This window comes from Rhodopseudomonas palustris (genome assembly GCF_013415845.1).
GTDB classification, from domain to species: Bacteria; Pseudomonadota; Alphaproteobacteria; order Rhizobiales; family Xanthobacteraceae; genus Rhodopseudomonas; species Rhodopseudomonas palustris_F.
Genome location: NZ_CP058907.1, coordinates 5,272,521 through 5,285,529 on the forward strand (window position 1 = coordinate 5,272,521; position 13,009 = coordinate 5,285,529).

The 13,009-nt window shown below is 65.4% G+C and carries 12 protein-coding genes and 1 riboswitch; of the genes, 7 read left to right on the plus strand and 5 right to left on the minus strand.

Translation table 11 applies throughout. From position 1 onward, the window contains the following. Window positions 1-129: 129 nt before the first annotated feature. From HZF03_RS24145 to HZF03_RS24170, 6 genes are all read left to right on the plus strand, one after another. Window positions 130-741, plus strand: a complete 612-nt coding sequence (locus HZF03_RS24145; RefSeq protein WP_011160324.1) for a sigma-70 family RNA polymerase sigma factor — start codon at window positions 130-132, stop codon at window positions 739-741. 508 nt (window positions 742-1,249) lie between these two features. Then, window positions 1,250-2,656, plus strand: coding sequence for a cytochrome ubiquinol oxidase subunit I (locus HZF03_RS24150; protein ID WP_119019811.1), 1,407 nt, complete (start codon window positions 1,250-1,252; stop codon window positions 2,654-2,656). A gap of 19 nt (window positions 2,657-2,675) precedes the next feature. Further along, window positions 2,676-3,680, plus strand: coding sequence for a cytochrome d ubiquinol oxidase subunit II (gene cydB, locus HZF03_RS24155; protein WP_119019812.1), 1,005 nt, complete (start codon window positions 2,676-2,678; stop codon window positions 3,678-3,680). Continuing rightward, on the plus strand, window positions 3,677-3,808 hold the full coding sequence (locus tag HZF03_RS24160) for a hypothetical protein (RefSeq protein WP_011160327.1): 132 nt from the start codon (window positions 3,677-3,679) through the stop codon (window positions 3,806-3,808). Before cydB ends, HZF03_RS24160 begins: the two co-directional genes overlap by 4 nt. 92 nt (window positions 3,809-3,900) lie before the next feature. Next, window positions 3,901-4,443 carry a L,D-transpeptidase gene (locus HZF03_RS24165; protein ID WP_375164870.1) on the plus strand — a complete coding sequence of 181 codons (543 nt, stop codon included), beginning with the start codon at window positions 3,901-3,903 and terminating at the stop codon, window positions 4,441-4,443. A 47-nt stretch (window positions 4,444-4,490) separates the two neighbouring features. Further along, window positions 4,491-5,525, plus strand: a complete 1,035-nt coding sequence (locus tag HZF03_RS24170) for an amino acid ABC transporter substrate-binding protein (protein ID WP_119019813.1) — start codon at window positions 4,491-4,493, stop codon at window positions 5,523-5,525. 399 nt (window positions 5,526-5,924) lie between these two features. On the opposite strand, the gene HZF03_RS24175 is transcribed toward HZF03_RS24170, so the two are convergent. Together HZF03_RS24175 and HZF03_RS24180 are read right to left on the minus strand one after the other, a co-directional pair. Further along, window positions 5,925-7,064: an acyl-CoA dehydrogenase family protein gene (locus HZF03_RS24175; protein ID WP_119017992.1), complete on the minus strand. Its 1,140-nt coding sequence runs from the start codon at window positions 7,062-7,064 to the stop codon at window positions 5,925-5,927. 168 nt (window positions 7,065-7,232) lie between these two features. Beyond that, entirely contained in the window at window positions 7,233-8,417 is a 1,185-nt protein-coding gene (locus tag HZF03_RS24180) for an acyl-CoA dehydrogenase family protein (protein WP_119018003.1), read from the minus strand. A 164-nt stretch (window positions 8,418-8,581) separates the two neighbouring features. Here HZF03_RS24180 and HZF03_RS24185 point away from each other — a divergent pair, with 164 nt between their 5' ends. Continuing rightward, window positions 8,582-9,127, plus strand: a complete 546-nt coding sequence (locus tag HZF03_RS24185; protein ID WP_119017993.1) for a carboxymuconolactone decarboxylase family protein — start codon at window positions 8,582-8,584, stop codon at window positions 9,125-9,127. A 54-nt stretch (window positions 9,128-9,181) separates the two neighbouring features. Here the strand turns inward: HZF03_RS24185 and HZF03_RS24190 are convergent, their stop codons facing one another. From HZF03_RS24190 to HZF03_RS24200, 3 genes are all read right to left on the minus strand, one after another. Next, window positions 9,182-10,399: an MFS transporter gene (locus HZF03_RS24190; protein WP_119017994.1), complete on the minus strand. Its 1,218-nt coding sequence runs from the start codon at window positions 10,397-10,399 to the stop codon at window positions 9,182-9,184. Window positions 10,400-10,487: 88 nt separating this feature from the next. After that, window positions 10,488-11,735 carry an MFS transporter gene (locus HZF03_RS24195; protein WP_119017995.1) on the minus strand — a complete coding sequence of 416 codons (1,248 nt, stop codon included), beginning with the start codon at window positions 11,733-11,735 and terminating at the stop codon, window positions 10,488-10,490. Window positions 11,736-11,810: 75 nt separating this feature from the next. Then, the gene (locus HZF03_RS24200; protein ID WP_119018004.1) at window positions 11,811-12,527 is read right to left on the minus strand and encodes a DUF938 domain-containing protein; all 717 of its coding nucleotides are present in this window, start codon (window positions 12,525-12,527) and stop codon (window positions 11,811-11,813) included. Window positions 12,528-12,658: 131 nt separating this feature from the next. Next, window positions 12,659-12,861: riboswitch (cobalamin riboswitch) on the plus strand. Window positions 12,862-13,009: the final 148 nt, after the last annotated feature.

Here is a 13,009-nt window from a genome sequence, read left to right on the forward strand (position 1 = left end):
TCTGGCGACGAAACACTTCGATTTCGCCACGAAACCATTTTCCCCTCCGGCGCAGACCTCCTGAAACGGTAGCTGGCTAGTAGTTCTCCCAACACGCCGCGGGGGAGCGCGGCACAAAGGGAGCTCGTCATGCAGAACGTCATTGCGCTCAACGACGCCGGCCGCCTGGGCATCCTCGCCGCCAGAGCCACGAGCGATGAAATGCTGCTCGCCAGCATTGCCAACGGTGACCGGACTGCGATGCACACTTTGTACGCCCGGCACAATGTGCGGGTGTATCGCTTCATCCTGCGGATGGTGCGCGACGCCGCGACCGCCGAAGACTTGGTCAGCCAGGTCTTCCTCGACGTGTGGCGGACCGCCCGACAGTTCGAGGGCCGCGCTCAGGTGTCGACCTGGCTGCTGTCGATCGCCCGGTTCAAGGCGCTGACCGCGCTGCGCCAGCGCCAGCACGAAGACATCGACCAGGATGACGTGCTGGAGATCGCCGACGGTTCCGACTCGCCGGAGACGGCACTCGACCGCAGCCGCACCAGCGACATCCTGCGCGCCTGCATCGCCAAACTGTCGCCGGCGCATCGCGAGATCATCAACCTCGTCTACTATCATGAGAAGTCGGTCGAAGAGGTCGGGCGCATCGTCGGCATTCCGCAGAGCACGGTGAAGACCCGGATGTTCTACGCCCGCAAACAGCTTGCCGAATTGCTGAAGCGTCACGGTGTCGAAAGCCTCGCGGCCTGAAGTCGCACGCGAGGCACTCCGCGCCGCTTGGTCGCACGCCGGCAGTTTGGAGAGGTTCTGGTCCGCCGCCCTCGTGCCACGATGTGGTGGTCACTATAGTCAACATTAGAGATGCCGGACCGTCGAACGAAACAATTGAAACGATCGACGACATCGAACGGAAAGATCAGCCTGCTAGGGTGATCTTCATCGACGCAGCGGCCACCAAACGCGGGTCGCGCGACAGCGAAATTCCAAAGCCTCCGACACCCCATCGTAGGCCTCCAAGGGACCCGGACGAGATGCCCCCTCGTCCGGGTTTTCGCTTGTTCGAGGTACGTCGATGCGTTGTGTTGACGCAGCGCGATGCGGGCACCGCAAATTAGGAACAAACGGAACGATTTTCGATTGAGTGCAGCGCCGTCGCGGAATTGTTAACGCCTGCCGTCTAGGCATCGATGCAGTGCGGCGATACATAGTCGGTCGATGATGTGCGCGTCATCTTCCGTCACGTCTACGGATCGGTGCGATGTTCGAAAGTCTTGATCCGGTGGTGCTGGCGCGCCTCCAGTTCGCCTTCACGGTTTCGTTTCACATCATCTTCCCAGCCTTTTCGATCGGCCTTGCGAGCTATCTCGCTGTGCTCGAAGCGCTGTGGCTGTGGACCAAGCGCGAAGTCTTCATCAACCTGTTCAATTACTGGATGAAGATCTTCGCCATCGCGTTCGGCATGGGCGTGGTGTCGGGCATCGTGATGTCCTACCAGTTCGGCACCAACTGGGCGGTGTTCTCCGACAAGACCGGTCCGGTGCTCGGCCCGCTGATGGCCTATGAGGTGCTGACCGCCTTCTTCCTCGAGGCGGGATTCCTCGGCGTCATGCTGTTCGGCCTCAAGCTGGTGGGACCGCGGCTGCACTTCCTCGCCACGCTGATGGTCGCGATCGGCACGCTGACCTCGGCGTTCTGGATTCTGTCGGCCAATTCCTGGATGCAGACCCCGACCGGTTACGCCGTCAACGACGTCGGGCAATTCATCGCGGTCGACTGGTTCAAGCTGATCTTCAATCCGTCGTTTCCGTATCGCCTCACGCATATGGTTCTGGCCGCCTATCTCACCACTGCGCTCGTGGTGGGCTCGGTCGGCGCCTATCATCTGCTGAGCAACACCCGGCAGCCCGGCGCGCGGATGATGTTCTCGATGGCGATGTGGATGATCGCCGTGGTGGCACCGATCCAGATCTTCGCCGGCGACGCGCACGGCCTCAATACGCTGGAGCACCAGCCCGCCAAGGTGATGGCGATGGAAGGCCACTACCAGAGCCATCCAGACGGCGCGCCGCTGATCCTGTTCGGCCTGCCTGATCAGGACGCCGCGGTGGTGCGCTACGCGCTGCAGATTCCGAAACTGTCGTCGTTGATCTTGAAGCACTCACTCGATGCGCCGCTCGCCGGCCTCGACACTGTGCCGCGTGAAAACTGGCCGCCGGTGCCGATCACCTTCTGGTCGTTCCGTGTGATGGTCGCGCTCGGCTTCCTGATGCTCGGCCTCGGCGTGTTCAGCCTGTGGCTGCGCTGGCGCGGCCAGCTGTTCGAATCCCGGCCATTGCACCGCTTCGCGCTGGCGATGGGCCCGGCCGGCTTCATCGCCGTGCTGGCCGGCTGGGTGACCACCGAAACCGGACGGCAGCCGTTCACCGTGTTCGGCCTGCTGCGCACCGTCGACTCTGTGTCGCCACTGGCCGCACCGGCGGTGGCCACGTCGCTGATCGCCTTCATCCTGGTGTATTTCGCCATCTTCATCGCAGGGGTGGTCTACATCCTGCGGCTGATGGCGCATCCGCCGCACCCTGGCGAGGAAGGCCCGCGCGGCGATACGCCCGAACGTGCCGCCGGCATCACGCCGGCGCCGGCGATCGCCACCCGCAGATTCAGTTGAGCAGGATTCGGTTGTGGCTATGGCTTATGACATCGCGACGATCTGGGCTTTCATCATCGCCTTTGCGGTGTTCGTCTATGTGGTGATGGACGGCTTCGACCTCGGGCTCGGCATTCTGTTTCCGCTGTTTCGGGCCAAGCGCGATCGCGACGTGATCATGAACAGCGTCGCCCCGGTGTGGGACGGCAACGAGACCTGGCTGGTGCTCGGCGGTGGTGGCCTGTTCGCGGCATTCCCGCTGGCCTATGCGGTGCTGATGCCGGCGCTGTACACGCCGATCATCGCGATGTTGCTCGGGCTGGCGTTTCGCGGCGTCGCGTTTGAATTCCGCTGGCGGACCCAGCGCGAGCGCAATCGCTGGGACGTCGCGTTCTTCCTCGGCTCGCTGGTGGCCACGCTGGCGCAGGGCGTCGCGCTCGGCGCGCTGCTGCAGGGCGTTCACGTCGAAGGCCGCGCCTATGCGGGCGGCTGGTGGGATTGGCTGACGCCGTTCAGCCTGCTCACCGGCGTCGCGCTGGTGATCGGCTACGCTTTGCTCGGCGCAAACTGGTTGGTGATGAAAACCACCGGTGAGCTGCGCGACACCGCGTATCAGCTGAGCCGCTGGCTACTGCTCGCCCTGCTCGTGGCGATTGTCGCCGTCAGCGCCGCGACGCCGTTCCTGAGTTACGATTACTCGCAGCGCTGGTTCGCCTGGCCGAACGTTCTCGCCACTGCGCAGGTGCCGCTCGCCGTCGCCATCGTCACCGCGCTGCTGCTGCGCGCGCTGGCGCAGCGGCGCGACTACCAGCCGTTCCTGCTGACGCTGTGCCTGTTCGCGCTGTCCTATGCGGGCCTCGGCATCAGCCTGTGGCCCTATGTGGTGCCACGGAGCATCACCATCTGGCAGGCGGCTGCGCCGGAGAACAGCCAACTGTTCATGCTGGTCGGCGTCGCCATCCTGGTGCCGATCATCCTCACCTACACCGCGTGGGCCTATTGGGTGTTTCGCGGCAAGGTCGATCCGGAGAGCGGCTATCATTGAGCGCACCGATTGAACCTCGAACGCCCTTGCCGCGACGACTGCTGTGGTTCGTGGCGCTGTGGCTCGCCGGTGTCGGCGCGGTGACGCTAGTCTCGCTGCTGCTGCGGTTGTGGATCGGTAAGGGCTGACGTGATACATAGCCCCGCCAGTGGTTTGCGATGGGGGTATCATGAGATTTCCGCGCTTGTTGAGCCGGGTGGTTGCCGCGGCAGCCCTGGTCATGCTCGCTTCCGTGCCCAGCTACGCGCAGCAGCAGGATGCCGGTGACGAGCCCGGGCTGATCGCTGACGACGGCTACGTGCTGCCGCCGGAGTGGCAGAAGCAGATGGTGTATTTCCGCACCACCGAGGCGCCCGGCACCATTATCGTCCAGACCTCCGAACGCTATCTGTATCTGGTTCAGGGCAACAACCGCGCGCTGCGCTACGGCATCGGCGTCGGCCGCGAAGGCTTCACCTGGCAGGGCCTCTTGAAGATCTCGCGGAAGGCCGAATGGCCGGATTGGGTGCCGCCGCCGGAGATGATCCAGCGTCAGCCCTATCTGCCGCGCTTCATGGCCGGCGGCCCCGGCAATCCGCTCGGCGCGCGGGCGATGTATCTCGGCTCGACGGTGTATCGCATCCACGGCACCAACCGGCCCGACACCATCGGCACCGCGATTTCGTCAGGCTGCTTCCGTCTGGTCAATGCCGACGTGATGGACCTGTATGCCCGCGTCCCGGTCGGCACCAAGGTGGTGGTCCGGCAAAGGCCCGAGCTGTAACGCCCTCCCGCCTGCCTTCCCTTCTCTTTTTTTGCGAAAGACTCAGCATGTTCAAACGGACGTTTCGAACCGGGCTTGCAATCGGGCTCGTGGTCGCGGCGGGCATCGCGGCGGCGGCGATCACCTATGAGCGCTACGACACCAAGACGCTGAAGCGCACCATTCGCCGCGATGCCGTACTGTGCGGCGTCAATAAGGGCCTGCCCGGGTTCTCGACGCCGGACGACAAGGGCAACTGGACCGGCTTCGACGTCGATTTCTGCCGCGCAGTAGCGGCTGCGATCTTCGACGACCCGAACAAGGTGCAGTTCGTGCCGCTCGATGCCAACGAGCGCTTCAAGGAACTGCAGAGCCGCAAGGTCGACATCCTGTCGCGCAACTCGACCTGGAGCATGTCGCGCGAAACCAATTACGATCTGTATTTCCCGGCGGTCGCCTATTACGACGGCCAGGGCTTCATGGTGCCGGCCTCGCGCAAGATCGACAGCGCTGTCGAACTCGACGGCAGCAAGGTCTGCGTCCAGAACGGCACCACCACCCAGCTCAACCTCGCCGATTACTTCCGTGCCAACAACATGAAGTATCAGGAGGTGAAGTCGGAGAAATTCGACGACGTGGTGAAGTCCTACAAGGACGGCCAGTGCGACACCTTCACGGCCGACGTGTCGCAGCTCTACGCGCTGCGCAAGACCTTCGAGAAGTCCGGCGACCACATCATCCTGCCCGACGTTATTTCCAAGGAGCCGCTCGCACCGGTGGTGCGCCAGCGCGACGACGACTGGATGATGATCGTGAAGTGGACGCTGTACGCGATGATCAACGCCGAAGAGCTGGGCATCACCTCGCAGAACATCGGCGAAGCGCTGAAGTCGAAGAAACCGGATGTGATGCGCCTGGTCGGCACCGAAGGCGCGTTCGGCGAGGATCTCGGCCTGTCGAAGGACTGGGCCGCCCGCGTCATCCGCCATGTCGGCAATTACGGCGAGGTCTACGACCGCAACGTCGGCAAACTCGGCATCCCGCGCGGCCTGAACCAGCTCTGGAGCAACGGCGGCATCCAATACGCCCCGCCGATCAGGTAGGGACGGCGTCAGCCCGTTCGTTGGCGCTGCTACACCCTCCACCGTCATCGCCCGCGAAGGCGGGCGACCCAGTATTGCAGAGCGACGGCGATCGGCACGAGAGTCCCCTGGAATACTGGATCCCCGCCTACGCGGGGATGACGGCAATGGGCGGGGATGACGGGTTAGAGTGTTGATGGGCCTGCGCTCTCAAACAACCTCTCGTTCGTCATTCCGGGGCGCGCGCAGCGCGAACCCGGAATCCGTACCCCCCCGTGCATGCTGCTGGGCACGGCATCGCTGGCGCTTAACCGAGAACTCAGAGGCTATGAATTCCGGGCCTGCGCCGCTGCGCGGCGCATCCCGGAATGACGGTAGAGAGGTCGGACGACAGAAGACGAACGACGTTCTGGTCGGGCCTCAGTACTTCTTCCACTCCGCCAACGCTTCGGCGTGATAGGCGCTGTCGCCGAGCAGTTCCTGCAGAACGCGCGCGCGTTTCATGAACAGACCGATGTCGAACTGGTCGGTCATGCCCATGCCGCCGTGCATCTGCACGCCTTCCTGCACCGCCAGCGTCGCCACCGTTCCGGCCTTGGCCTTGGCGACCGAAACCGCGACGCGCGCCTGCACGGCGTCCGCATCGACTGCCTGCAGCGCCTTGAGCACGGCGGCGCGAAGGATTTCGATCTCGGTGTAGAGATGCGCGGCGCGGTGCTGCAGCGCCTGGAATTCGCCGATCAGCTTGCCGAACTGCTTGCGCTCTTTCAGATAGCTCACTGTCCGCCCGAACGCCTCATCCGCGACGCCGAGCATTTCGGCAGCAACCGCCGCGCGGCCGACGTTTAGCACCGCCTCGAGCAGCGCGCCGCCGCGATCGACCTCGCCGAGCACCTGATCGGCATTCACCTCGACGTCGTCGAAACTGATCCGCGCTGCGTTGTGGGCGTCGACCATCACGGTGCGCTCGATCGCAACGCCCTTCGCCTTCGAGTCGACCAGGAACAGCGTCAGCCCATCCGCATCGCCCGGCTGACCGGCGCTGCGCGCCGCGACGATCAGAAGGTCGGCGACATGGCCGTCGACCACCAGCGCCTTGTCGCCTTTCAGCTTGAAGCCGTTGCCGGCGCGCGTCGCGGTCATCGCGATCTTCGCGGGCCGGTGCTTGGCGCCCTCGTCGACCGCAAGCGCTGCGATCAGCGAGCCGTCGGCGAGCTTCGGCAGATAAGCCTTCTTCTGGGCTTCCGAGCCGCCGCGCGCCAACGCGGAGGCGGCCAGGATCGCGGTCGACAGCTGCGGCGACGGCGTCAGGTTGCGGCCGATCTCCTCCATCACCACGCCGGCCTCGACGCAGCCGAGCCCCGAGCCGCCGAACTCCTCCGGCACCAGCAGACCGGCAAAGCCCATCTCGGCGAAGCTCTTCCACAGTTCGCGGGAGAAGCCGGTGGCGTCACGCTCGTCGCGGAGCCGGCGCAAGTGAGCGACCGGCGCCTTGTCGCCGATCAGTCCGCGCGCCGAGTCGCGCAACATGGTTTGTTCTTCGGTGAGGACGAGAGCCATGGTGATTGTCTTTCGATGAAAGCCAAGAGCGATAAGGTTTGAGTCGGTCGTTCCGCGATGCGCCGCTTGGGGCGCAGGCCGGAATCCATACTCCCTGCGGTGGTTATGGATTCCGGGTTCGCGCTACGCGCGCCCCGGAATGACTCGGGGAGAGGGTGTGCCGCGCAACTACGCCCCCGGTAGATCAAGAATGCGCTTGGCGACGATGCCGAGCATCACTTCGCTGGTGCCGCCTTCGATCGAGTTGGCCTTGGTGCGCAGCCAGGCACGGGCGCGGGCGCCTTCCTGGCTGCGCTCACTCTCCCACTCCAGCGCATCGATGCCGCCGGCCGACATCAGGATCTCGTGGCGGCGCTTGTTCAGCTCGGTGCCGTAGTACTTCATCGCCGACGAGAACGCCGGGTGCAGTTGACCGGCCTTGGCGAGATCGACCGCCCGCTCCGCCGCGCAGGCCAGCGCCGCCTCGTCGACATCGAAGGTGGCGATCTGGCCGCGCAGGATCGGATCGTCGAGCCGGCCCTGATCGTCGGAGCCGAGCGAATCCGCCGCGACCTGACCGAGCGGCCGGCCGCCGTCGCGGCCGCCCATGCCGGAAATCATCGCGCGCTCGTGCTGCAGCAGATACTTCGCCACATCCCAGCCGCGGTTGATGGTGCCGACGACGTGCGACTTCGGTACCCGGACGTTGTCGAAGAAGGTCTCGCAGAACGGCGACTTGCCGGAGATCAGCAGGATCGGCTTGGTCGTCACGCCCTTCGAAGTCATGTCGAACAGGATGAAGCTGATGCCGTCATGCTTCTTGGCGCTCGGATCGGTCCGCACCAGGCAGAAGATCCAGTCCGCGTAGTTGGCGTAAGACGTCCAGATCTTCGAGCCGTTGATGATGAAATCGTTGCCATCGCTCTCGGCGCGGGTCTGCAGCGAGGCAAGGTCGGAGCCGGCGTTCGGCTCGGAATAACCCTGGCACCAGCGGATTTCGCCGCGCGCGATCTTCGGCAGATGCTCAGCCTTCTGCTGCTCGTTGCCGTATTTCAGAAGCGCCGGCCCGAGCATCCAGATGCCGAACGACGACAGCGGCGAGCGTGCCCCGATCGCCGCCATCTCTTCACGCAGGATCTTGTGGCGAGCGCCGTCGAGCCCGCCGCCGCCATATTGCGTCGGCCAGTCCGGCACGGTCCAACCCTTGTCGCGCATCCGCTCGAACCAGACCTTCTGCGCCTCGGAGGTGAATTTGGCGTTGCGGCCGCCCCAGAAATTGTCCTCGTCGCCTTGCATCGGCGTGCGCATCTCGGCAGGGCAATTCGCCTCCAGCCAGGCGCGGGTCTCGGCGCGGAATGTATCGAGATCGGTCATGCGGTTTCCATCCACATTTGCGCCGGCGCGTTGCACGCCGACGGTGCATTTATTGGCGGCGACCTTGGCGCGTCGCGCGGTGGAATTCAATATCCGTCTCGGGCGGCGGTCTTGCGGCGATGTGCTAGGGAACACCCGCCCGACAGCCAAAGAGGACAACGAGGATGCGCCTGAATCTGCTTTCGCCTGGCGAAATGAGCGCCGAGCAACGCGCCATCTATGACGAGTCGATCGCCAGCAAGCGCGGCAGCCCGCCGCCGCCGATGATGGCGTGGCTGGCGAGCCCGGAGATGGCCCGGCACGCCACGCGGCTCGGCGCCTTCCTGCGCTACGACACCTCGCTGACGCCGGCGCTGTCGGAGCTGGCGATCCTGGTCACGGCGCGGCACTGGACCGCGCAATTCGAATGGTACGCGCACAAGAAGATGGCGCTCGACGGCGGCCTCGATCCGAAGATCATCGACGCGATCCGCGACCGCCGCACGCCATCGTTCGACGATCCGAAGGCGCAGGTGATCTACGACGTCGCCCGCGCCTTGCATGAAGCCAAGGGGCTGCCGCAGCCGCTGTATGACGAGGCGATGCAGCTACTGGGCGAGCGCGGTCTGGTCGAAGTGATCGGGCTGTGCGGCTACTACACCATGGTGTCGATGACGCTCAACGCCCACCAATTCCCGCTGCCGGAGGGCGAGACGCCGGAGTTGGCGTAAAGCAGTCATCTGGGGCGCTTCGAAAGCGAGCGTCCCTGAATGACGGCAGAAAGATCATCTTCGCCCTCGCCGCACCATGATCAGCGCTGCAGCGGCGAGCTGCAGCGCGATGCAGCCGGTGAACGGCAGCGTATAACTGCCCGATGCGTCGCGCAGCAGGCCGATGACGCCGGGGCCAAACGCGTAGGTGACCTGGTTGATCGCGGTGTTGAGCGCCACCAGGACACCAAACGACGACGCCGGGAATTCGCGCTGGATGATCAGCGCCGGCAAGGTGATCAGATTACCGACCGAGAAGCCGAACAGCGCGCAGGCGACCAGCAGCATCGTCGCATCGCGGGTGGAGATGAGCACGCCCAGCGCCACCGCCTGACTGGCGAACAACAGCGCCGAGACCAGACGCTGATTGAGGCGATCGATCACCACCGACAGCGACACCCGGCCAACCACCGCCATCGCGGTCAGCAGCGACATCGCCACCGCGGCACGCTCCCGTCCGATCAGCGGATCCAGATAGGCGATCAGGTGGACGATGAACCCGACCTGCGCGAACAGAACGAGCGAGAACGCAATGGTGGCGGTCAGAAAACCGAGGTCGCGTAGCGCGCCGCTGCGGATCGCGCCGGAGGACAGCGCCCGCGGTGCAGTGGCCGCCGGTGCAGCACTGGCGAGATGCGGTGGCGGCGCGACCACGATCGCGACCAGCGGCATCAACACCGCCACCGCGGCGATCGCCGCGGCCGTAGTTGCCCCGGTGAAGCCGAGCGCACCGATCAACGCCACCAGCAGCGGCACGCCCACAATGCCGCCGAAGCTGGCGCCGTTCAGCGCCAGGCTGATTGCCATGCCGCGGCGCTGGTCGAACCACAGGCCAAGCGTGTTGGTGATCGCGCCGAGACTGGTGCCGGCCCATCCGACCGCGAGGATCGCATCCACCGCATAGAGCTGCCACGGCGCGTCGATGCGGCCGAGCAGCACCGTGCCGACTGCCATCGCCGCAATGCCGCCGAGCAGGCAGGCGCGCGCGCCGATAGCGCGGATCACATCGCCGACGAACGCCACCAGTAGCGCACCGGCGAGATAGAAGAAGGTCGTGGCGGTTGCGATCTGCGACGATGGCCAGCCATGAAGTCGGGCTAGTTCGGCGAGGTACACGCTCTGGCCGTAGAAGCCGAGCCCCCAGCCGAACGTGGCGACGATGAAGCACACCGCCACGATCCGCCACCCGTGATAGCGGAACGAGGTCTCGCCGGGAACGGGAGCGGTCACCATCGGCGGCGGCGAGCGCGGCCGGTCGCACGCGACGGCATTGCTTCACTCCCTGTAGTCCCGGCTTGGGGCCGGCCGTGTTGTTGCGCGGTCAGACGCCGCGATCGGATAGTTCGGTGGCGGCCTCGGCCACTCGTTTCCGGACTTTCGACCAGCCGGTGATCGCCAGCACGATCAGGCCGAGCAGCACTGGCGGGAACACCGCGAGGTTCACGGTGGTCCAACCGTAGTTCGCCAGCAGCTGGCCCGACGAGAACGAGCCCAGCGCCATCAGGCCGAAGATGATGAAGTCGTTGAACGCCTGGACCTTGTTCTTCTCGTTCGGCTGGTGCGTTTCCAGCACCAGCGCCGAGGCGCCGACGAACGCCAGATTCCATCCGACGCCGATCACGAACAGCGTCGCCCAGAAGTGCGGGGCGGTGACGCCGAGCAGGCCGATCGACGCGCCGAGCGCTTCCAGGACCAGGCCGGCCGCGACCACGCGCGGCGCGCCGAACTTGGCGATCAGCGAGCCGGTAACGAAACTCGGCGCGTACATCGCCACGATGTGCCATTGCAGGCCGAAATTGGAATCGCCGACGCTCAGCCCGCACATCTGCATCGCCAGCGGCGCCGAGGTCATCACCAAATTCATCATCGGATAGGCGATCGCGCCGCACAGCGCCGCGGCGATGAAGCGCGGCTGTCGCACGATCTCCATCAGCGGACGACCGCCAGCCCGCTCCGCCGGCTTCGGCTTCGGTGCATCGACGCTCCACAGCACCGCCATGGCGATCAGCGCAATCGCCGCCTGCACCACATAGGAGAACGCGAACAGATAAGGCTGCCAGACGTCCATGGTCCACTGCACGAGCTGCGGACCGAGCACGCCGGCGAACACGCCGCCTGCCATCACCCACGACACCGCCTTCGGGCGATAGGAGGCGCTGGCGCCGTCGGCGGCGGCGAACCGATAGGACTGCGACACGGCTGCGTAAAGCCCGCCGATGAACGTCGCGACGCAGAACAGCAGGAACGAGCCGTACAGGATTGCGACGGCGCCGAGCACACCGGTGAGCGTGCCGCAGCCGGTGCCGATCATGAACGAGACGCGGCGGCCGTAAGCCCGTGCGATCCACCCGGTCGGCAGCGTGCCGGCAGCAAGGCCGAGCACGTACATCGACAGCGGCACGGTCGCGAGCGACATCTCCGGCGCGAGCTGCGCGCCGATGATCGAACCGGTCGCGAAGATCACTGCGGCGTTTGCGCCGGTCAGCGCCTGCGCCGCGACCAGCCGCACCACGTTGGAACGGGCACGGGCATCGTCTTCGACGATGTCGTTGGCCGTCGCATCGACCATCGGCAGGGATTCTCCTCACACCGGCCGACGACGGCCGGCGATTGCGCGCGCATCATAGGGCCGGGCCGGGCGTGATCAACCCGCCGCGCCACCGGCTGCCGCATGGGCCCCCGCCGGTTTCGCCCGTACAAACACCAGGATCAGGTTATTGGCCGGCATCTCGACGGTCTCGCTCAACACCAAGCCGGCACCGGCCGCGAGCTGTTCCAGATCCGCCACGTCGCGCACGCCCCATTCTGGATTGGCGTCGCGCAGGCTGGTGTCGAACACCGCATTGCTGAGCGCGGTGTGCTTGCCGTCCTGCTTGAACGGTCCATACAGCACCAGCATGCCGTCCTGGCTTAGCAGCCGTCCGGCGCCAGCCAGCAGCCCTTCGGCGACGCGCCACGGCGCGATGTGGACGACGTTGGCACAGAATATCGCCAGCAATGGCCCGGACTCCGCCCCGTCGGCCGGCGCCACCGACCAGGCGGGATCGGCCAGGTCGATCCGCTGCGGCGGCCGCAGATTGGGCATCGCCACATAGGCGCGCCAGGCGGCGATGCTCTTGAGGTGCTGGTCGTTGACGTCGCTCGGCCACCACGCGATGTCCTGATGTTCGCGCGCCAGCGCTGCGATGTGCTGGCCGGTGCCGCTGCCCGCTTCGAGCACGTCACCCTGCCGGCCGGCGAGAAGCCGGGCCAGCACGGCGCGGATCGGCTCGTCATTGCGATGGAACGCGGCAGCGTCGAGCCGGCCGTCGGGTTCGACCCGCCGCCCGTCCTTGCCGAACTCCACCACGAACTCCGCCATCGTCACCTGCCGCATCCACTATCGTGCGAGGTGTACAGACCCGGCTGTTACACGCAAGTCACAGCTCGTCACAATCCGACCGCGATTGCACCTGTTCGCCGCCATGGGCGAATTGACTCGCGAATTCCGCGACTTCTAATGGCGGTGACGGTTCCCGAGAGGGATGAAAAGGGAATACGGTGCGGACGCAGACACTTTCGCGTTCTAGGCCGTAGCTGTTCCCGCAACTGTAAGCGGATCGTCTTTCGTCGGATGCCACTGGGAACCTCGGTCCTGGGAAGGCGACGGAAGATCAACCGCGAGCCAGGAGACCTGCCGTCATTCGTGGTCACACGCGAAGTTGCCGGCCGGGAATTGCAGGCATTGTCTTCACCGCTTTCGAAAGCTCGGTGAGACCTCGTTCGCTGTGACGTGCCACAGACGTCTGCCGAGGTTGAACCTTATGCAATCCCGACCCGCCGCGCCGCGGCCTTGCTCCGCAC

Excerpts from the sequence above, each read along its gene's own strand:
- HZF03_RS24165 (WP_375164870.1), top strand. The coding sequence starts at position 3,901 with ATGCTCGCTTCCGTGCCCAGCTACGCGCAGCAGCAGGATGCCGGTGAC.
- HZF03_RS24190 (WP_119017994.1), bottom strand. The coding sequence starts at position 10,399 with ATGGTGACCGCTCCCGTTCCCGGCGAGACCTCGTTCCGCTATCACGGG.
- HZF03_RS24170 (WP_119019813.1), top strand. The coding sequence starts at position 4,491 with ATGTTCAAACGGACGTTTCGAACCGGGCTTGCAATCGGGCTCGTGGTC.
- HZF03_RS24180 (WP_119018003.1), bottom strand. The coding sequence starts at position 8,417 with ATGACCGATCTCGATACATTCCGCGCCGAGACCCGCGCCTGGCTGGAG.
- HZF03_RS24145 (WP_011160324.1), top strand. The coding sequence starts at position 130 with ATGCAGAACGTCATTGCGCTCAACGACGCCGGCCGCCTGGGCATCCTC.
- cydB (WP_119019812.1), top strand. The coding sequence starts at position 2,676 with ATGGCTTATGACATCGCGACGATCTGGGCTTTCATCATCGCCTTTGCG.
- HZF03_RS24200 (WP_119018004.1), bottom strand. The coding sequence starts at position 12,527 with ATGGCGGAGTTCGTGGTGGAGTTCGGCAAGGACGGGCGGCGGGTCGAA.
- HZF03_RS24175 (WP_119017992.1), bottom strand. The coding sequence starts at position 7,064 with ATGGCTCTCGTCCTCACCGAAGAACAAACCATGTTGCGCGACTCGGCG.
- HZF03_RS24185 (WP_119017993.1), top strand. The coding sequence starts at position 8,582 with ATGCGCCTGAATCTGCTTTCGCCTGGCGAAATGAGCGCCGAGCAACGC.
- HZF03_RS24195 (WP_119017995.1), bottom strand. The coding sequence starts at position 11,735 with ATGGTCGATGCGACGGCCAACGACATCGTCGAAGACGATGCCCGTGCC.
- HZF03_RS24150 (WP_119019811.1), top strand. The coding sequence starts at position 1,250 with ATGTTCGAAAGTCTTGATCCGGTGGTGCTGGCGCGCCTCCAGTTCGCC.